At 70.6% G+C, this 18,613-nt stretch carries 16 protein-coding genes and 1 tRNA gene; 11 read left to right on the forward strand and 6 right to left on the reverse strand.

Going from position 1 to position 18,613, the window contains the following annotated elements:
- A partial coding sequence (locus D7V77_RS17440) for an ABC transporter permease (protein ID WP_120577420.1) occupies window positions 1–971 on the reverse strand: 971 nt, incomplete at its 3' end.
- Window positions 972–1,269: 298 nt separating this feature from the next.
- On the opposite strand from D7V77_RS17440, the gene D7V77_RS17445 reads away from it, so the two are divergent.
- Window positions 1,270–2,040 (forward strand): hypothetical protein, encoded by a 771-nt coding sequence (locus tag D7V77_RS17445; RefSeq protein WP_120577421.1) that lies wholly within the window; start codon window positions 1,270–1,272, stop codon window positions 2,038–2,040.
- On the opposite strand, the gene D7V77_RS17450 is transcribed toward D7V77_RS17445, so the two are convergent.
- Entirely contained in the window at window positions 2,037–3,080 is a 1,044-nt protein-coding gene (locus D7V77_RS17450) for a sulfotransferase (RefSeq protein ID WP_120577422.1), read from the reverse strand. The genes D7V77_RS17445 and D7V77_RS17450 overlap by 4 nt on opposite strands.
- Before the next feature lie 310 nt (window positions 3,081–3,390).
- Here D7V77_RS17450 and D7V77_RS17455 point away from each other — a divergent pair, with 310 nt between their 5' ends.
- The 8 genes from D7V77_RS17455 to D7V77_RS17485 all read left to right on the forward strand — a co-directional run bounded on the left by D7V77_RS17455 (window position 3,391) and on the right by D7V77_RS17485 (window position 12,498).
- Window positions 3,391–3,858 carry a hypothetical protein gene (locus D7V77_RS17455; RefSeq protein WP_147452088.1) on the forward strand — a complete coding sequence of 156 codons (468 nt, stop codon included), beginning with the start codon at window positions 3,391–3,393 and terminating at the stop codon, window positions 3,856–3,858.
- Window positions 3,859–3,874: 16 nt separating this feature from the next.
- Window positions 3,875–5,149 (forward strand): cupin domain-containing protein, encoded by a 1,275-nt coding sequence (locus D7V77_RS17460; RefSeq protein WP_120577424.1) that lies wholly within the window; start codon window positions 3,875–3,877, stop codon window positions 5,147–5,149.
- A 4-nt stretch (window positions 5,150–5,153) separates the two neighbouring features.
- The gene (locus D7V77_RS43735) at window positions 5,154–5,423 is read left to right on the forward strand and encodes an NHLP leader peptide family natural product precursor (protein WP_158624421.1); all 270 of its coding nucleotides are present in this window, start codon (window positions 5,154–5,156) and stop codon (window positions 5,421–5,423) included.
- A 62-nt stretch (window positions 5,424–5,485) separates the two neighbouring features.
- Complete coding sequence (locus D7V77_RS43740) at window positions 5,486–6,028, forward strand: 2OG-Fe(II) oxygenase (protein WP_158624422.1); 543 nt, start codon at window positions 5,486–5,488, stop codon at window positions 6,026–6,028.
- A complete protein-coding gene (locus D7V77_RS17470; protein ID WP_147452089.1) occupies window positions 6,025–8,733 on the forward strand; it encodes a thiopeptide-type bacteriocin biosynthesis protein in 2,709 nt (902 codons plus the stop codon). Before D7V77_RS43740 ends, D7V77_RS17470 begins: the two co-directional genes overlap by 4 nt.
- A 196-nt stretch (window positions 8,734–8,929) precedes the next feature.
- Window positions 8,930–10,225, forward strand: coding sequence for a cupin domain-containing protein (locus D7V77_RS17475; RefSeq protein WP_158624423.1), 1,296 nt, complete (start codon window positions 8,930–8,932; stop codon window positions 10,223–10,225).
- Complete coding sequence (locus D7V77_RS17480) at window positions 10,215–11,279, forward strand: hypothetical protein (protein WP_120577428.1); 1,065 nt, start codon at window positions 10,215–10,217, stop codon at window positions 11,277–11,279. Before D7V77_RS17475 ends, D7V77_RS17480 begins: the two co-directional genes overlap by 11 nt.
- A 25-nt stretch (window positions 11,280–11,304) precedes the next feature.
- A complete protein-coding gene (locus tag D7V77_RS17485; RefSeq protein WP_120577429.1) occupies window positions 11,305–12,498 on the forward strand; it encodes a hypothetical protein in 1,194 nt (397 codons plus the stop codon).
- A gap of 19 nt (window positions 12,499–12,517) precedes the next feature.
- On the opposite strand, the gene D7V77_RS17490 is transcribed toward D7V77_RS17485, so the two are convergent.
- Window positions 12,518–14,398, reverse strand: coding sequence for an ABC transporter ATP-binding protein (locus D7V77_RS17490; protein ID WP_255424590.1), 1,881 nt, complete (start codon window positions 14,396–14,398; stop codon window positions 12,518–12,520).
- Between the two features lie 42 nt (window positions 14,399–14,440).
- Window positions 14,441–15,346 (reverse strand): flavoprotein, encoded by a 906-nt coding sequence (locus tag D7V77_RS17495; protein ID WP_120577430.1) that lies wholly within the window; start codon window positions 15,344–15,346, stop codon window positions 14,441–14,443.
- A gap of 188 nt (window positions 15,347–15,534) precedes the next feature.
- Here D7V77_RS17495 and D7V77_RS17500 point away from each other — a divergent pair, with 188 nt between their 5' ends.
- Window positions 15,535–16,554, forward strand: coding sequence for a radical SAM protein (locus D7V77_RS17500; RefSeq protein WP_158624424.1), 1,020 nt, complete (start codon window positions 15,535–15,537; stop codon window positions 16,552–16,554).
- 63 nt (window positions 16,555–16,617) lie between these two features.
- Here D7V77_RS17500 and D7V77_RS17505 read toward each other — a convergent pair.
- A tRNA-Phe gene (locus D7V77_RS17505) sits at window positions 16,618–16,690 on the reverse strand.
- A 91-nt stretch (window positions 16,691–16,781) separates the two neighbouring features.
- Window positions 16,782–17,585, reverse strand: coding sequence for a sigma-70 family RNA polymerase sigma factor (locus D7V77_RS17510; protein WP_120577432.1), 804 nt, complete (start codon window positions 17,583–17,585; stop codon window positions 16,782–16,784).
- 124 nt (window positions 17,586–17,709) lie between these two features.
- Here D7V77_RS17510 and nhaR point away from each other — a divergent pair, with 124 nt between their 5' ends.
- On the forward strand, window positions 17,710–18,609 hold the full coding sequence (gene nhaR / locus D7V77_RS17515; RefSeq protein ID WP_120577433.1) for a transcriptional activator NhaR: 900 nt from the start codon (window positions 17,710–17,712) through the stop codon (window positions 18,607–18,609).
- The last annotated feature ends 4 nt before the right edge of the window (window positions 18,610–18,613 follow it).

Consider the following 18,613-nt stretch of genomic DNA (forward strand, 5'->3'; position numbering starts at 1 on the left):
GCCAGCAACAGGCTCTCCACGAGGAACTGCCGGACAAGCCGGCCCCGCCGCGCCCCCAACGCCACGCGGATCGCCAGCTCCTGCTGACGGGCACCCGCGCGCGCCAGCAACAGGTTCGCGACGTTGGTACAGGCAATCAGCAGGACGAGCCCGACGGCGCCGAGCAGCACCTGGAGCGGCGTGCGCCACGCACGGGTCTCCATCTGGGACAGCGAGAGCACCGCCGCGCCCCGCCCCTTCTGCGCCGCCGGGTACAGGGCCTCCATCCGCGCGGCCAGCTGTTTGAGCAGCGCGTCCGCCTGCTCCACGGACACGCCCTTCCCCAGCCGAGCGCGCACCGTGAGGATGTGGCTGCGATTGGGCGCCTCCGAGTCCGCGGGGGTCTCCAGGGGGAGCCACACGTCCATCTCCTGGGAGAACGAGGCCGGCATCACCCCCACCACCGTGCGGGACACCCCATCCATCACCAGCGTCCGGCCCAGCACCGAGGGGTCCGCGCCAAAACGCCGCCGCCACATTGCCTCGCCCAGGACCGCCACGGGCGCCCGGCCGGGCAGGTCCTCCCCGGACTCGAAGGTGCGCCCGAGCAGCGGCGCGACCCCATGGACGGCGAAGTAGTCCGCGGTGCCTCGCGTGGCCATCAGACGCTCGGGCGCGGCCTCCCCCGAGAGGATGACACCCCCTTCCGTGAAAGCCGTCATCCGCTCGAAGGTGGCGGTCTGCTGCTTCCACTCCAGGAAGGTGGGCCAGGACACCATCCCCCCGCCGTTGCGCTCCCCCAGCACCACCAGCCGCTCGGGGTCTGGGTAGGACAGCGGGCGCAGCAACACGCCGTTGACCACGCTGAAGACCAGGCCATTGGCTCCAATGCCTAGCGCCAGACAGAGCACGGCGATGATGACGAAGCCGGGAGCACGCCGCAGGGTCCGTGCCGCGAATCGTACGTCCTGCTTCAAATCATCCCACCACATGGCGCGCACGTGTCCTTTCTCTTCCGGGCTGCTGGCGGCGGCGGAAACCCTGTCAAGGACTGGCAGGGCCTCTTCACGCCCGATACGCTAGCACCTGATGGAGGACGCAAGCCCTTGAATCCTCCCTCATTCCGCCCGCAACCGCTTTCAATTCCAGGCCATTCCCATGCACCCACTCCGCGTCGCGCAACGCACGGCGATCCTCGGGCTCACGGGATACTCCCAGCTCTTCATTCCACCTATTCCAAACAATTTCACATTCATCCTCTTTCCCACCGGCACGGACGCTGAACAGCAGATGGAGAGGGTTCGCGTCCTCAACGCGCCCCTGAACCAGGCCAACCTGCTGCTGCACGAGTGCTGCCGAGAGCTCGCGGCGCGCATGGGGGGCGGCCCGTTCCCCGCCCTGGAGGAGGCGCTGGAGGGATGGCGGCGGCAGATTGACGGGCGCACCAACCTGCGCAGCGTGGAGTACGCGGAAGCCGCCCTGGCGGCGCTGGACCAGCGCTTGTCACCCCGGCGTGCCCGCACGGAGATCGCCCGGCGGCGCCCCGACATCATCACGGCCTTCACCCGCGCTCCCGTGGACGTGAAGGGACTGCTGCGCATCAACCTGTACCTCCCGGAGGAGGCGCTGGAGGACTCCCTGTCCGGCCTCATTCGCGGGGTCTTCGCGACGCCGGCCTCCTTCGGGTTGGTGGAGCGGCTGGAGGTGGCCAAGGTCCGGGTGGAGCCCTCCATCGCCGTCACCTATCCCACGCTCATCCTCTATTTGAGGGCCCACGCGAACCAGCCGGCGCTGCGGCCGAGGGTCGAAGCCCTCCTCCGGGGACTGGCCTCGCTCCTGGAACCGTTCAGGCGCGCCTCGCTCGCGGACGACACGTACGCGGACCAATGGCACCCCAGCGCCACCGCGACCCAGGGGCTGCGCCTGCACAAGCGCTACCTGCACCTGCTGGCGCTGCTGAGCCGGGTCTACGACCGGCGGTCGAACTTCGCCTACCTGAAGGCACCTCCTTCGCGCGCCTCCAGCTTTCCCGGCGTGCTCGACCGCGTCCGGACCCGCTAGCGGAGCCGGCGGGGATGCCGGTCGAGCGCGGAGAAGGCTGGCAGCGCCCAGCGCTCCGCCGCGCGCTCCACCGCCGGTCCCGCGACGCGCCGCTTGAGGGCGGTGTCCCCGGTGAAGGCCCGCTGGCCACTGGGGTCCTTGGAGTACACCCGCAGGCTCTCCTCGGCGCGCGCCTGCTCCGCCCGGGTGGGCCGGACGCCGAAGGCCTCCATCACCGCGCGGATCCTCGGCAGGTCGATGTCCTCGTAGTTGAGCAGGAAGGCACGCCCGTCCGCGCTTCGCGCCGCGGCCGAGCAGAAGCTCCCCACCACCCGCGCACAGTATTCCTCGGGCGTCATGTCCGCGAGCTGCTCCCCGCTCCAGCCGAAGTGCAGGGTCTTCCAGTCCGCGGGCATCCGCATCCAGCCCGGAGGCCGCGACAGGTTCGAGACCATGACGTCGACCGGGTTCCGGTAGACGAAGAGCCACGGCACGTCCGGCCACAGCCTCCGGATGACATCGATTTGCACGCTGTTGCGGCTGGTGAACTTCACGAAGTACCGCCGGTCCCCGGGCCGCCGCCGCTGCCCGAAGATGCGCACCATGCTGCGGAGCAACGCGTCGCGCCTCGCCTCCCAGTCTTCGCGCTCGCCCGGCCACACGCTGGGGGAGTACGGCGTCAGCAGCGTGCACAGCGGCTCTGGTTCGCCAGGGACGATGCTTCCGTCCAGGCACCGCAAGGCGTTCTGGACCAGCGTCGAGCCACAGCGGGACATGTGGAAGATGAACCCGGAAGGCTTGAGCGCGTCCAGGACGTCCCCCACCAGGTTCACCGTCCCCAGGCTCGTGCGGTTGCGGGTGATGCGCGGCTCACGCCGCATCAGCGCCTCCACCGCGTGCCGGTAGAAGGGGGCTTCCTCGTAGTGTTCCCCGGCCTGGAGCCACAGCACGCGCGGGACGTCGGCCTCCAACCGGACCGCGGCCGGAAGCCAGCCCTTCCAGAGTCTGGCCATGACGGCGCGGGAGGGCATGGGCAGGGGGTGCTGGATCTGGGCGCTCATTCGAGAGGACACCTGCGCGAAGGGGACCGGATGAAAGGACTTGCTTGGACAGACGCGACCACGCGCGAACTCTAGCCATGGCGCGCCCCCGGGGGAAATGCCTGCCATCCCACGCCAGGATTGGCGGAATTTTGCAATGATTGCCCCCAATCCACCCAGGCCCTTCAAATAACGCCTGACGCCCTTGCAATCCACGACAATGCCTGTGTAGCTTGTCTTTGATGCAGAGCGCGCCGGGTGAGCGCCTGCCTTCAGTGATTGGAAGGGTCACCCGGGACACGCAAACACAAACGAAGTGCCCGGAGGAATCATGGCCAGCACGACAGGCAGGCGCACCACGACGACGTCCTCGAAGTCCGCCACGCGCACCGCCCAGAAGATGATCAAGCCCGCGGCGGCGCAGGGTCGCGGCCAGCGCACGAAGTCCGTCGTGACGCGCTCCCGCAGCACGGTCACGCCGCAGCTGGCCGCGGAGCCGGTCTTCGCCTGGGCCGAACTCAAGCCCCTGCTCAAGGCGCGGGCCCGCAACGACCCGGACTTCCGCAAGAAGTTGCTGGCCCACCCGGAGGCGGCCTTCGAGGAGGCCGTGGGCTATCCGCTGCCCAAGGGCCTGCGCCTGCAGCCCTTCGAGGAGACGCCCCAGCAGCTCTACATCATCGTTCCCAGGAGCGAGCGCAAGCTGACGGCCCTGGAGATCGAGGTCGTCCAGAGCGGCCTCGACTACCCGCCGTCCTGCCCCGAGGACTGCCCCGGCGACAGCAACCCGCCGTCCTGCTAGGGCGCCCCGTCCCTCCGTGAAGCCCCGACCTCGCTCCGCCCGTGTCGCGCGGCAGGAAGCGTTCGCGCCTCCGGTCCATGCGCCGAGCCTCGAAGCCCTGCTCGGAGGCCTGACGCCAGTGGCCTTCCTGGCGGACCACTGGGAGCAGCGGGTCTACCACCTCTCCCGAGGGCAGCCGGACTTCTACGCGCCGCTGCTGCCCCGGGCGGAGATCGATCATCTGATCGCCTCCGCGCTCGCGCTGGACCCCACCAGCGTGGAGCTGCTGCCTCGCGCGCGGCCGGGGGACGCCGGGCGTCCCCTGGACGCCCAGCGCCTCCAGGAGGGCTACGACGCGGGCAACACCCTGCGCGTCAACGCGGCCCACCGGTTCCTGGGCCCGCTGCGCCAGCTCCGGGGACACCTGGAGCAGGGCCTCGGCGCGCTGGTGAACGTCAACCTCTACTGCGCCCCCGCCCGTTCGGAGACGGCGCAGGTGCACTTCGACCGGCACTGCTTCGTGTTGCAGGTGTCTGGCCGGCGGAAGTGGAGCCTGTCGCCGCGGGAGACGGACCTGCCGCTCGAGTACGTCCCGCCCTTCCGCTTCGAGGACCTGGAGGATTCGCGCGGCTTCCGCACCCCCCGGTTCCAGCCGGCGGGGAGCGACGGCCCCACCGAGCACTTCGTGCTGGAGGCAGGAGACCTGCTCTACCTGCCCCGGGGCCACGTCCACGAGTCGCGCGCGGATGGCACCCATTCGGTCCACCTGACGCTCGGGTTCAAGACGCTCACGTACGTGGACTGCCTGGCGTCCGCCCTGTACCAGTTGGCCCACCGGGAGCCCGCCCTGCGCCGCTCCCTGCCGCCCGGCTTCCTCCTCGGAGGCACCGTCCAGGAAGAGGTGCACGAGGAACTCCGCCGGCTGGGGGAGCGGCTGCCCCAGGCGCTCGACGTGGAGGCAGCGGTCACCGACATCGCCCGGGCCTTCCTTCACAAGCGCGGCCAGCTCACGGGGATGACGCTGGGCGCGGAGGACGACGCGGCCCACCTGGGCCTCCAGGACCGGGTCGAGCGGCGGGCGGGACAGCTCCTGCACTACAGCGAGGGCGCGGGCAAGGCGCGGCTCCAGTTCGGACAACGGACCGTGTCGGTGCCGGCGGACTTCGGTGAAGCCCTGCGGTTCATCCAGCGAACCCCCCGCTTCCAGGTGCGGGCGCTACCGGGGCCACTGGATGACGAGGGCCGGCTCGCGCTGGTGGGCCGGCTGACCCGCGAGGGCCTGCTCTACGCCTTGCGCCAAGAGGAGGACTGACGGGATGGAGCGGCACTGGGAAAGCCCATGGCAGGCATTGAAGGTCGCGATCGCCCGGCGCGCGCGCGTCGATCCCCTCTTCCGCATGAAGCTGCTGGCGACCCCCCGGCGTGTCATCAAGGAGGTGCTCGGTGTCGACCTCCCGCCTGGGATTGCGCTGCACATGAAGGAAGAGGCGCCGCGGACCCTCTACCTGACGGTGCCGCCCAGCGCCGAGCCCCCCCGGGGACGGAGCCGTGGGCGCGCCCGCTCACGCCAGGGGGGGCGCCCGTGAGCGCGGCCGGAAAACGTGCGCGCGCGCCAGCGCCGCGACCTTCGCGGCAGGTCGAGGCCTTCATGCCCCTGGAGGTGGGAATCGCCCTGGGCAAGCTCTTCACCCGCCAGCAGGCGAAGCACATCGTGGCGCTGGCGAAGCAGTCCCCGGACTGGGATGCCGCGACGGTGCTGAACCGGGAGGGCAAGGTGCTGAAGCCCCAGGTCCGCTCGGCGCGGGTGCTGACCGAGAAGGTCCTCCCGGAGGCTTTCGCGGACTTCCGGGAGCGGCTCCAGTTGGCGCTGGCTGGCGCGGACTGGCTGCCCTGGAGGCACCTCACGATGACGCCGCTGCAACTGGTCCGCTACGGCGTGAACGACTTCTACCGGCTCCACCGGGATGACCGCCCCGGCGGCAAGCGCCGCCTGTCCATCGTCTGCTACCTCAACGACGACTTCGACGGCGGAGAGACAGCCTTTCCCAAGCTGGACATCCGCGTCCAACCGCATGGCGGCATGGCCGTGCTCTTCGACTCCAGCCTGCTCCATGGCGCCGAGCGGGTCTCGCGCGGGGAGAAGTTCGTCTTCGTGGCGTGGTTGGCGACGCAGCCCGAAGAGGGCCCGTGACGCCGGGGGCCGCACCCGAGGCGTCCCTGGCCGGGATGGCGAGGCGGCTGGGACTCGGGGCGCTGGAGTTGGAGTCCCTGGTGCACGGCGCGCTGCGCCTGCCCGCCCTGGCTCCGGGCCTCCTGGCGGAGCTCCAGGCCCTGGCCCGGGACGACCCGGGTCAGGAGGCGGCGGCGCTCCACACCTGGCTGGAGGAGCAGCTCCAGCGTCCGGAGCTGCGTCCGCTCATCGCCACGGCCAGCCCCCAACTGCTCCAGTACTGGGAGGGCGGGGGGAAGGATGACGCCGCCCGGGGCGCCCTGCTGCGCTACCTGCTGCGCGCCGCCTCGCGCTGCACACCGGTGGGGTTGCTCGCGTGGGCGGCGGCGGCGCGCTTCGACGCACCGGAGGGCTGCTGGCCGGACCTCCGCGCGCTGCCCATTCGCGTCGCGGGACTCCAGGCGAACACCGGACACCGCCGGGTGCTGGCCTCGGAGCGCGTCCTCGCCCGTCGCGGCAACCGCATCGTGGCGGCGGAAGCGCACTCCCAGGAAGAGGCGCTCCTCGACTTCCGCGAAGAGCTGTGGCGCGAGCTGCGCGGCATCCATCCAGACCGCGGGCGCTCCCCCGTCCAGGAACAACTGGTGCGGGTGAGGCTGCTCGACACTGTCGCGCAGCCGGAGCTGACCGAGCGGTTCCTGAAGCCCGGTGAAGTGGACTCCTTCCAAGGCGTGACGGCGGCGGTCGTCGCCGAAACGGTCCCCCTGCCGGCATCGGTGCGGCGGGCCATCGCCCACCGGGCACTGGCGCTGCTGTCGTGCCAGTCGCTCCCCGACAGCGCCCGCAGGCTCCGGACCTATCACCGCCTGTTCCGGGACCGCTTCACGGACGAATGGGTCTGCGCCGCGGAGCTGGCGGATCCGCTCATCAGCGGACTGCCCGCGCCATGGGAGGCCGATCTGGAGCCCCCGTCACCCGCCGACGAGGCCCGTGCCCGCTGGCTGGCCACCGTGTACCACCGGGGCATGGCCGCCGGGGGGCGGGCCGTCCTCGAGGATGACGAGCTCTCGCGCTTCGCCGCCCCCGCCGCGCGGGAGGTTCCCGTCGCGGACGGGTTCGAGGCGGGCTGTCTGCTCGTCGCCTCCAGCCAGGCCGACCTGGAGCGGGGAGCGTTCACGCTCGTCCCAGGGAGCCTGCACGGCTCGGGCGCGCCGCATCGCTCGCTCGGGAGGTTCCTGGGGTGTCTGCCCCAGACCTTCCGCGACGAGGTCCTGGGCCACCAGCGGACCTGGGAGGGGGAGCGGGGAGCCCTGCACGCGGAGGTGGTCTGGACACGCGCGGACTCGCCTCCCTCGCTGCGCTGGGCCGCGCATGCCTGGTCGAGCGAGGTGATCTGCAACGGCGCTCCCCGGATGGCCTCCCGGCGGCGGGTCCGCCCCGAGGACGTGATGGTGCGGGCGGCGCCGGAGGGCTTCGTCTTCGCGCTCCGCGACGGCACGCCGCTGGTGCTGCACCAGGGTCACATGCTGGCCCCCCGCGCGAGCCCGCGCGTCGCGAGGCTGCTCCTGGAACTGGCGATGGAGGGCGCGCGCCATCCGGGAGGCTTCGACTGGCGGGAACTCGGAAACCTCCCCCGGCTGCCGCGCCTCACCTGGCGGGGGCAGATCCTCTGTCTGGCGCGCTGGCGTCCCGGCGGGCCGTACTCGCGGGAGCGCGCCGGGGCCCTGCGCGACTGGCGCGAGGCGAATGGCGTCCCCCGCGTCGTCTGCCTCGTGGAGAACGAGCGGCGGCTCCCCATCGACCTGGAGTCCCACTGGGGACGGACGGAGCTCCTCCGCGCGAGCCGGTCCGCCGCGGCCTCCTGCTATCTGGAAGAGGCGCCCTGGCTGGAAGAGGCCACCGCGAGGACCGTGGTGTGCGAGGTGGTCCCCAGCTTCCGCCGCCGGCTGCCCGCCCCGGCTCCGCGCCAACAAAGGCCCCCCACCGACGGGACGCGGATCCACCGGCAGTGGCGCTCCTTCACCCTCTTCGCCGACGAGGCGGCGCAGCGCAGGCTCCTCGTCGCCTTGCGCCCCATGCTCCCCGCCAGCCCCGGTGACTGGCACTACGTCCGCTTCGCGGAAGGGCCCCGCCGGCTGGTCCGCCTGCGCTGGCGTGGAGAGTCCCCGCTCGACCGCTTCGAGTCCCTGCTCGACCTCGCGCTTGAGCACGGCGCCACGGACGTCCGCCAGGAGACCTTCCGCCCGGAGACCTTCCGCTATGGCGGCGCCGACGCGCTGGACGCCGCGCTCCGCGTCTTCACCTGGGACAGCGACTCCGCGCTCGGGAGCTGGGGCGCGGGCAGGGAGCCGGAGCGGCTGCTCATCGAAACGGGAGCGGTGATGGCCGCCTACCTGGAGCTGCTCCTGGGCCGTGCCGCGGGCGCCGCCGCGTGCCGCGAGCGTTCCCGGCGAACCGAGATCGCGCCCCTCATCCGCCGGCTCCGCGCCCGGCAGGACCTGCTGGAACAGCTGGGGCGGGACGCCCCCCCTCGGGCGCTGATGGAGCTGCTGCGGGCATGGCGCGACGCCACTCCCAACGCGGGACCTCGTGAGGCGCTGTCCTTCACGCACATGGCCGCGAACCGCCGGCTGGGTTCACGGCGGGGACAGGAAAGCGTGGCACAGGCCCTCGCGGAAACGCTGCTCCAGGCCCGGATGCGCGCCGAACCCCAATCCTCGCGCTGAATGGCAACCACCCCCGGCCGTCGTCTCCGTAATTCTTTACCATGACGGCTCAATGACGGGTCATTTCCCCGGAAACCCTTCACGCTTTCACTTGTCAGACACACAGCACCAGAACAATGATTGCCCGGGTCCTCCATCCGCCTGGGAAAGCCATGCATTGCCACCCACCCTCCCGCCAGGCCCGACTCCCTCTCCCGTGAAACCCAGACTCCGCTCCGCCCGGACCCCGCGGCGGCAAGCCCTCGCGCCCGCCAGCTATGCCCCAAGCCTGGAGGCGCTGCTCGGAGACCTGACGCCAGAGGCCTTCCTGGCGGACCATTGGGAGAAGCGTTTCTACCGTCTTTCCCGGGGCCAGCCGGACTTCTACGCCCCCCTGCTGTCCCAGGCCGGGCTCGACCACCTGGTCGCCTCGGCCCTCGCGCTGGACCCGGCCGCGGTCGAGCTGCTGCGCTCCGACCTGCCGCGCAACAGGATGAAGGACCCGACCCGCGCCCCCGACGCACAGCTCCTCCAGGCGGGCTACGAAGCCGGCAGCACGCTCCGGGTGAACGCGGCCCACCGCTTCTCGACCTCCATCCGCGACCTGTGCTTGTCATTGGAGCAGCGCCTCAGCGCGCCGGTGAACGTCAACCTCTACTGCTCACCGGCCAGGTCCCAGGGGGTGCAGGCCCACTTCGACCGCCACGACGTCCTCGTGCTCCAGGTGGCCGGCCGCAAGACGTGGAGCCTGAGCCCTCCGCCGGTGGACCTGCCGCTCGAGTACGTCCCGCCCTTCCGCTTCGAGAACCTGGAGGACGCCCAGCGCTTCCGCGTCACGCGCCACCAGCCCTCGCAGGTGGACAACTCGTCGCCGACCCAGCGCTTCACGCTGGAGCCGGGGGACCTGCTCTACCTGCCTCGGGGCCATGTCCACGAGGCCCGGACGGATGGCGGCCATTCGCTCCACCTGACGGTGGGCTTCAAGTCCATCACCTACGCGGACTGCCTGGCCTCCGCCGTCTTCCAGCGGGCCCACCAGGAGCCCCGCCTGCGCCGCGGGCTGCCTCCGGGCTTCGCCAGCGACAGCGCCGCCTGGGATGAATTGCGCGGGGAGTTCCGCCGGCTGGGTGAGGCGCTGTTCCAGTCGCTCGACCCGGACGCGGCGGTCTCCGAGGTCGTCGAGGTCCTGATGAGGAGCCGCTCGCGCGTGTCGGGGTTGACGCTGGGCTCCGAGGAAGACGCGGCCCGTGTCCACACGCGCAGCCAGGTCCAGCGGCGGTTCGGGCCCCTGATGCGCTACCGCGAAGGCGACGGCAAGGCCACGCTCCAGTTCGGCCAGCGGGCCGTGTCGGTGCCGGCGGACTTCGGCGAGGCGCTGCGCTTCATCTTGCGGACGCCGCGCTTCCAGGTGGGTGAGCTTCCGGGGCCCCTGGATGACGAGGGCAGGGTGACGCTCGTGCGCCGGCTGACCCACGAGGGGTTGTTCCACATCGTGTCGTCCAATGACGGGTGACTTCATGGGCGCGAAGCTGGTGCATCCCATCCCCCCGCCGCCCCGGGGCGCCATGGCGGCGCTCTGGGAGGGGTGGATTCCCGCCTGGGACCGTCTGGCCGAGGAGCCCCGCGGCATCGAATGGATCAACGAGGCGGGGCGCTTCCAGGAAGGGCCCTTCTACGACGAGTCCATCGCACTCCTGCTCCAGCGCCATCCGCGCATCGGGCGCAACGTCAGCAGTCCGGCCACGGTCCATCAGGTGGCGGAAGCCATCGACGGGCTGTCGCCCTCCGGCTTCATCTTCCACATGTCCCGGTGCGGCTCGACGCTGGTGCAGAACGCGCTGCGCTGCCTGGACGGCACCCTCGTTCCCGGCGAGCCCGACGTCCTGTCGTCGCTCCTGCTGGCCTCGGTGCCAGGCCCCAGGCCCCGGGGCGCGTCCGCCGCGGCGCAGGCGGAGCGGGACGCCCTGCTTCGCAGTCTGGTCAAGGTCTTCGGCCGGCGCCGCACGAAGCGCGACCGCCGGCTCTTCATCAAGTTCGCCAGTCTGGAGACCGTCCGTCTGGATGTCGTCCGCAGGCTCTGGCCGGACGTGCCGTGGCTCTTCATCTACCGGGACCCCGTGGACGTCGTGGTGTCCAACATGGCCCGCCCCTCCGGCTGGATGGACCGGCCCACACCGGAGCAGGTCAAACGGTACTTTGGCTGGGGTCCCCGGACCGTGGACGCCATGACGCGCGAGGAGTACTGCGCGCGAGCCGTCAGCCATTTCTGCGGAGTGGCCGCTGACAGCGCGGATGCGAAGGCCCACCTGCTCAACTACGAGGACATCGACCTGGAGCGGCTGGTGGCGGTCATGGATGCGTTTGGCGTCCACCCCACCCGGGCGGAGCGGGCGCGCGTCGAGAAGAGCCTGCGGGTGTACTCCAAGGACCCGCGGGGCAAGCGCCGCTTCATCGCGGACACCGCGCTCAAGCGGCGCATCGCGGGCCCCGCCGTCCATGACGCCGTCAAGCAATGGGCCCTGCCGGCCTACCGGCTGCTGAACCGGCACCGCAGGCGGATCCGCTAGGAGCGGCCCAAATCAAGGAGGCGCTGTGTCCAACCTCGTGGTGAACCCCTTCGCATCCATCGAGCTCACCCGCGAGCGCTCCGCCCCGGTCGGGCTCCGGGTCTCCGCGCCGTTTCCCGGGAGAGGCAGGCTGACGACCGCCATCGACAGCCGGCTGCACCCTCGGCTGTTCCAGTCGCTCCGGACGCTGGCGGAGAGCGCCCGGAGCCACGGCCGCGGCCGCCTGGAGTTGGACGAGACCGAGGTGTCGGTCCTGCGCGAGGCCGGATACCTGGTCCCGCCCTCGGAGGTTCCCCAGGCCCCGCGCTTCGGCTGCCTCCTGGGAGAAGACCTCCCGGCGGCGGGCCGCAAGCCGCGTCTCGCGCCCGGCACCGTCGTGGTGACGGGCTTCAAGCTGCTGACGGCGCCCCCACGGCTTCCTCGGGAGAAGCGCCATCTGGGCCTGCTCGGACTGACCGGGCGCTTACCGCTCGCGCTGGTGCGCGATGCCGTCACCGGCATCACCGCCGTCCACGAGGTCCCCGACTGGCTTGTCGGGGCCTGCACCCGGCTGCGGCCTGGCGGACCCGCGCCCACGCTCACGCCCCGGGAGTTCCAGGCGCTGAGGGCCGCGCGCATCCTCCTCTCCCAGGAGGAGCTCACCCGGGAGCGGGCCACCTGGCGCTACGCGCTCGACTCCGCGCGCATCCTCCTGGAGCACCGGGGCTATGCCAACATGGCGGGGCTCTTCCACCCCGCGCAGATGAAAGCCCTCCGCGCCTACTACCGGGGCCTCGTGAGCAGCGGGCTGCTGGTGCTGGGAGACCCCCAGAGCTTGCGCTACGTGCGGCACAACGATCCGGTCTCCAGCTTCTTCCACGAACAGCTCGCGGGCGTCGTGTCGAACCTCTTCGATGTCGAAGCCCGGCCCTCCTACAACTACCTGGGCTGCTACCAGCCCGGCGCGCGGCTCGCCCGCCACACCGACCGGGCGCAGTGCCGGTTCAGCGGAACCCTGCTGGTCGACTTCACGTCAGGCCGGACGGGGCCCGGCAGTTGGCCGCTCGTCTTCAGTCCGCCTGGCGGCAGGCCGGGCACCCTCCACCAGACATCGGGCGAGTGTGCGTTCTACCGTGGCTGCGACATCCCCCACGCCCGCCCCACGCTCCCCGAGGGCTGCCGCTCCACGTCCCTGTTCCTGCACTATGTGCCCCGGACATTCCGGGGGGCGCTGAGCTGAGGCCGGGCAGTCCGCGGGCTCAGCGCCCCGCGCGTCCCGAAGCAGGCTCGTCGCCGTGGCCGTCCGCATGGAGCTGGAAGAGATGCGCGTACTGTCCACCACGGCGAAGCAGTTCTTCGTGGGAGCCCAGCTCCTGGATCTCCCCGTTGTGCAGCACGACGACGCGGTCGGCGATCCGCACCGTGGAGAACCGGTGGGAGATGATGAGCGCGGTCCGGTCCTCGGCGAGGGCCCGGAAGCTCTCGAAGAAGCGCTGCTCGGCGCGGGCATCGAGGCTCGCCGTCGGCTCGTCCAGGATGAGCGCCTCCGCGTCGCGCATGAAGGCGCGGCTGACAGCCAGCTTCTGCCATTGCCCCACGGACAGGTCCTGGCCTGACTCGAACCACAGGCCCAGCAGCGTGTCGAGCTTCCGGGGCAGCGACTCGATGAGCGTGCTGGCACCGCCTTTCTCCGCCGCCGCCTGGATCCGCGCCGCGTCCTGCCAGTGCTGGGTGTCCCCCAGCCCGATGTTGTCGGCGGCGCTGAACTGGTAGCGGACGAAGTCCTGGAACACCGCGCTGAAGCGGGAGCGGAGGTCGCCGGGGTCCATGTCCCGCAGGTCGACGCCGCCGTAGGTGATGGACCCCTCCGTCGGCTCGTAGAAGCGCAGCAGCAACTTCACGAAGGTGCTCTTGCCCGCCCCGTTCTCCCCGACGACGGCGAGCTTCTCCCCCGCCGGGAGGGTCAGGTTGACGTGCCGCAGCGCCCACCCCTGCTGTCCCGCGTACCGGAACGACACGTCGCGGAACTCGATGGTCTGGGCCCGCCCCCGCACCGGGCTCCGCGGGGGAAGCACGCGCGCGCCCTCCTGGTCCGTGGGCACCGCGAGATACTGGAACAGGTCCGACATGAAGAGCGACTCCCGGTAGACGGACCCGATGGACAGCAGGGTCGCCTGGAGCGCCGTCTGCCCCTGCCGGAAGACCGCGATATAGAGAATCATCTCCCCCAGGGTGAGGACGCCCATGACGGTCCGGGCCACCACGAACGCATAGCACCCGTAGAAGGCGAGGATGGACAGCGCCCCGAAGCCCAGCCCGAAGGACAACCGCCGCCGCTCGTACTTCCGGTCCCGCTCGTAGAACAACCGGGCCAACCGCTGGTAGCGGTCCAGGATGATGGAGCCCAGGCCATACAGCTTGACCTCCTTGGCATGGTTGTCCCGCGTGAGCAGCCATTCCAGATAGTCGAGCCGCCGCGCGGCCCCCGCGCGCTCCGAGTGGAGTTCGAACGACTCGCGGGCGAGGCGTGCCTCCACGAAGAAGGCCGGCAGGGACGCCGCGACCAGGATGAGCGCGCTCCAGGGCGACAAGGCCAGGAGGAGCGCCGCGTAGCTCGCGAGCGTGACGCCGTGCTGCACGGTCGAGAACAGGTTCACGACAATCACCAGGGGCCGGCTGTCCGCCACCCGCCGCGCCTTCTGCATCGTGTCGTGGACCTGGGGGTCCTCGAAGTGGCGCAGCTCCAACGCCAACGCCTTGTGAAGGATCTTGAGGTTGGTGGCGGTGGTGAGGCGCGCCTGGAGGACCTCGTGGACGAGCGCGATGAGCCGGCCCAGGGCGGCGGAGGCAAGGACGAGCGCGAACTCCAGCGCCACCAGCCACAAGGTGTGGGAGGAGAGGGCCTCGCTCCGGGTCTTCGCGGCGGCCAGGACCCCATCGACGACGAGCTTTCCCACGTAGACGATGGCCGGCGGGAACAGCGCCGCGAGCAGCGTCAGCCCCGCGCTCCACACCATGGAGGCCCGGTCCGCCTCCCAGGCGAGGCGGACGGTGGCACGCACCTGGGAGAGCACCGTCGCGAGCGACCGGACGCGAAGGCGTCCGTCACGCAAGAGCCGCTGGAAGGGAAAGACAGCCACCCGGGAACCCTCCTTGATGCGCGATGAGCGCCCATCCACGACTCACTCCCGCGAAACCTCGCGCGTCCGGGACTTGCTGGCGGCCACGGCCGTCAAGGTCGCGAGCATGGCCCCGTCCAGCAGCCCCTGTGTCCCGAAGCCCAGACGCGGAGGCGCGCCCCGCGCAAGCCAGGCGACCTCCAGGCCCCGGTGAGGCTCCACGACATGGACGCCATCCGCGACGATACGGGCCACGTTGCGCTGGACCGCGGGATGGTCCCACATGGCCTCGTTCATGGAGGGCACGACGATGACGGGGGCGCGGGTCGCGGTCACCACGAGCGACACCAGGTCGGAGCAGCTCCCCTGGGCCAGCCTGGAGATGGCGTGGGCGGAGGCGGGGCAGACAACGACAAGGTCGGCGGTGTCGGCGAGTTCGATGTGAGGGACCCGCACCTCTCCCCGGCGCGCGGACGCGCTTCCCCAGACCTGGATGCCGTGGGCCTCGAAGGCAGCGGGCGCCACGAAGGGCCGGGCCGCTCGCGTCACCACCACGTCGATCCTCCTGGCGAAGGGTTGGAGACGCGCGATGGAGGGGAGCATGTAGGCACTGGCCACGGCCCCGGTCAGCCCGAACACGACGTTGCCGAGCGGTGGCTGTCCTCGCGCCTTGTGCCGGGGGGAGGACTTCGCCTCCAGCGCGTCCAGGGTCCGGCCCTCGGTGAGGCAGCCGGCCTTCGCGAGCGCCTCCAGCACGGCGGGGCCGTTCTCCAGCTTCGAAGCGCCACGGCGCAGCTCGCTGCCAGAAAGCGGCACCGAGGCCAGACGGATCAACTCCGCGACGATCGCCGCGTCGGCACGGCGCAACTCCAGTGCCTCACGCCCGGAGATGACCAGACACCCGTCGGAGCGGCGAAGGAAGGTGCAGGCCATGTTGCGAACATAGAAACACTCATCCTGGATGGGCATGACGACCTCCCGCTCTGCCCGGAGCAGACATTTCCTGTCAGCGTGGAGATGACCGGACCCCGAATCACTGACGCTCCGGCCCCCCTACAATGGCAATGCTTTCTAGCGTATTGCTTCGAATCCAGCCATCCCTGAAAGGCTCCCGCGGACGCGAGGGCCTCCACCTGTTCGGCCCAGGCTGTCAGCCCATGCAAAAGACAGTGACCCAAGGCAGCCCGTACTCTCGCGCGCTCGTCTGGCTGGTGACATACCGTTGCCCGCTGCTCTGCACCCACTGCCACTCAGAATCCGGCAGGCGCCCTTCCCGGCAGCTCCCGCCCGAGAAGATGCAGCAACTGGTCGACGTCCTGCTCTCCATGCGCTTGCGCCAGGTGACGTTCTCTGGCGGGGAGCCGCTCACCGTCCCAGGACTGACAGGGATTGCCGAACGCCTGTCCAAGGCCGGTGTCCAGACAATCCTTTATACGAGTGGCTGGGGGATGACGGAGGCGCTGGCGCGGCGGCTCGGCGAAGTCTTTCACGAGGTCCATGTCAGCCTGGATGGCGCGACGGCGGACGTCCACGACAAGATTCGGGGACGTCCCGGCAGCTTCGTCCGGACCCTGGCGGCGCTGGAGCTGCTCAACCAGCACGCCTCCAGCGGGATGCGGCTCGACATCGAATGCGTGGTGGTCCGCAGCAATCACGACCAGCTCGAGCGCTTCTGCACGGAGGTGGCGCCCCGCTTCCCGAGGCTTCGCCACCTGGTGTTGGGGGCCGTCGCGCCCTCGGGGCTGGCGACGCGGGAGACCTTCGCCAGCCAGGAGTTCCTGACCGACGACGAGATGCACGCCCTGGACGACCCGGCGGTCACCGCGAGGCTGCAGGCGCTCGCGCCACCGGGCGTGGCGGTCCAGACCACCAGCAACTTCAGCCTCAAGACAGGCCGTGGCTGCTGGTACATCCAGCCGGACGGCGACGTGCAAGCGATGCCGTCCTACGAAGGCGCCGTCGGGAACCTGCTGAGCGAGCCACCCGAGCTCCTGTGGAGCCGCTGCCAGGAGCGGCGCGGAGATCCCTTCGTCCGCTCGATGCTGGATGGGGCGCGGACCGTCCAGGAATGGGTGGAGGCGGTGCGGCGCATCGACCTGCGCTTCGGGAGCGAAGAAGACCAGGCGCGCATTGGTGCGCGTGCAGCGCATCCGGCACCGGCGCGTGCGAGCCGCTGACGTCAGAAACGACGAAGGGCGCCGGACCGGAGTCCGACGCCCTTCAGATTCTTCGTACTGGTGTGCCCAAGGGCGGAATCGAACCACCGACACGGGGATTTTCAGTCCCCTGCTCTACCGACTGAGCTACTTGGGCGTACCGCGCACCGCGAGCGGCAGCGCCGATTTACGGTCACTGGCCCGCGACGTCAACCCCTTTTCCGCCAACCCTCCTCCTCGCTCGACACTCAGGCCGCCAGCCGGGGCGCTTCGCTGTCCCAGGCCGTGCAGCCCGCCGTCAGCCGCTGGCGCAGCTTCTGGCGCAGCCCCTGCTCGATCTGCCGGATGCGCACCGCCGTCACCCCGAAGCGCTTCGCCAGGAACTCCGCGCTCACCCCGTCCTCCACCAGCATCCGCTCCTTCACCAGCGCCCGCTCCCTCGCGTCCAGCTCCGGCCAGGCCGCCGCCACGCTCTGGTGCAGCTTCTCCGCCCAGGCGCCCCGGTCCGCCTGCTCCTCCGCCGAGTCCTCGTCCGACTCCAGCATGTCCAGCCGCGTCGCGTCCCCCTCCAGGCCCAGGGGCGCGTTCAGGGACACGTCCTTCGCCAGCGCGTCCGTCCCCCGCACCACGTCCTCCTCCTTCTTGCCCAGCGCCTCGGCCAACCGCTTCGTCACCTCCGGGTGCCCCTCGCCCCAGCGGGCCTCCAGCCGCGCCCGCTCGCGCCGGAGCTGGAAGACGATCCACGGCGCGCGGCCCCCCGCCATACTCCAGGTGCGGGACACGTACGCCCGGATGCGCGCGCGGATCCACTGCTGCGCGTAGGCACCGAACGGCACTCCCCGCTCCTCGAACCGGCGCGCCGCCTCCACCAGGCCGACGTTGCCCTCCGACATCAGCTCCTCCAGCGACAGGCCCGTCCAGCGGTACTTCCAGGCCAGCCGGCGGACCAGCTCCAGGTGCCCCCGCACCCGCATCTCCACTTCCGCCGAGTCCACCTCGGTCTCCACACCCTCCACCGTCGTGGACTCAAGCTCCTCGTAGATGGCTTCCATGACGCGTACCTCCCCAATCAGTCCCCCGCGCACCCATCGCGCGGTGACGGACGTAGAGATAAGCGGGGACGACACTTTAAAAAATGAGCTAGTTTGGATGAAACCCTTCGGTTATTCCTAAGTCATGGCGTGGCTCAACTACCACCATCTCCTGTATTTCTGGACGGTTGCGCGGGCGGGCAGCATCGCCAAGGCGAGTGAAGAGCTGCGCCTCGCCCAGCCCACCATCAGCGCCCAGATCAAGCTGCTGGAGGAGTCGCTGGGCCACCAGCTCTTCGAGCGCAAGGGCCGCAAGCTCGTCCTGTCCGACGTGGGCCGCACCGTCATGCGCTACGCGGACGAAATCTTCCGCCTGGGCAACGAGCTGAAGAACGTCGTCTCCGGCCTGCCCACCGGCCAGCAGCTGCGCCTCAACGTGGGCGTGCTCGACGTCATCCCCAAGCTCGTCGCCGAGCAGCTGCTCAAGCCCGCGCTGGATGCCGGGCCCTCGCTGCGCATCATCTGCCGCGAGAGCCCCCTGCCCCAATTGCTCGCACAGCTGGCGCTGCATGAGCTGGACGTGGTGCTCGCGGACGCGCCTGGCTCCGAGCCCGTCAGCGTCCGGTCCTTCAACCACCTGCTGGGCAAGTGCGGCGTGACGTTCTTCGCCGCCCAACCGCTCGCGCACCTGCGCAAGGACTTCCCGCGCTCGCTCGACGGCGCTCCCATGCTGCTGCCGTCGGAGGAGTCGTCGGTGCGCCGCTCGCTGGACCTGTGGTTCGAGCGGCTCGGCATCCGGCCCCTCATCGCCGGTGACTTCGACGACAGCGCGCTGCTCCAGGCCTTCGGACAGAAGGGGCACGGCATCTTCGCCATGCCCTCCATCATCGACGCCGAGGTGCAACGACAGTTCAACGTCACCGCCATCGGGCACACCGACGAAATCGAGCAGTGCTTCTACGCCATCACCGTGGAGCGCCGCCTGCGCCACCCCGCCGTCGTCGCCATCGCCGAAGCAGCGCGCTCGCACATCTTCGGCGGTTGAACCG

The sequence above is a fragment of the Corallococcus sp. CA041A genome, from assembly GCF_003612075.1.
In the GTDB taxonomy this organism is placed as follows: Bacteria; Myxococcota; Myxococcia; order Myxococcales; family Myxococcaceae; genus Corallococcus; species Corallococcus exiguus.

What these genes read in the sequence shown, in the direction of transcription:
- D7V77_RS17455 (WP_147452088.1), top strand. Translation starts at nt 3,391, where the DNA reads ATGGCCAGCACGACAGGCAGGCGCACCACGACGACGTCCTCGAAGTCC.
- D7V77_RS43740 (WP_158624422.1), top strand. Translation starts at nt 5,486, where the DNA reads ATGCCCCTGGAGGTGGGAATCGCCCTGGGCAAGCTCTTCACCCGCCAG.
- D7V77_RS43735 (WP_158624421.1), top strand. Translation starts at nt 5,154, where the DNA reads ATGGAGCGGCACTGGGAAAGCCCATGGCAGGCATTGAAGGTCGCGATC.
- D7V77_RS17495 (WP_120577430.1), bottom strand. Translation starts at nt 15,346, where the DNA reads ATGCCCATCCAGGATGAGTGTTTCTATGTTCGCAACATGGCCTGCACC.
- nhaR (WP_120577433.1), top strand. Translation starts at nt 17,710, where the DNA reads ATGGCGTGGCTCAACTACCACCATCTCCTGTATTTCTGGACGGTTGCG.
- D7V77_RS17510 (WP_120577432.1), bottom strand. Translation starts at nt 17,585, where the DNA reads ATGGAAGCCATCTACGAGGAGCTTGAGTCCACGACGGTGGAGGGTGTG.
- D7V77_RS17480 (WP_120577428.1), top strand. Translation starts at nt 10,215, where the DNA reads ATGACGGGTGACTTCATGGGCGCGAAGCTGGTGCATCCCATCCCCCCG.
- D7V77_RS17450 (WP_120577422.1), bottom strand. Translation starts at nt 3,080, where the DNA reads ATGAGCGCCCAGATCCAGCACCCCCTGCCCATGCCCTCCCGCGCCGTC.
- D7V77_RS17500 (WP_158624424.1), top strand. Translation starts at nt 15,535, where the DNA reads ATGCAAAAGACAGTGACCCAAGGCAGCCCGTACTCTCGCGCGCTCGTC.
- D7V77_RS17445 (WP_120577421.1), top strand. Translation starts at nt 1,270, where the DNA reads ATGGAGAGGGTTCGCGTCCTCAACGCGCCCCTGAACCAGGCCAACCTG.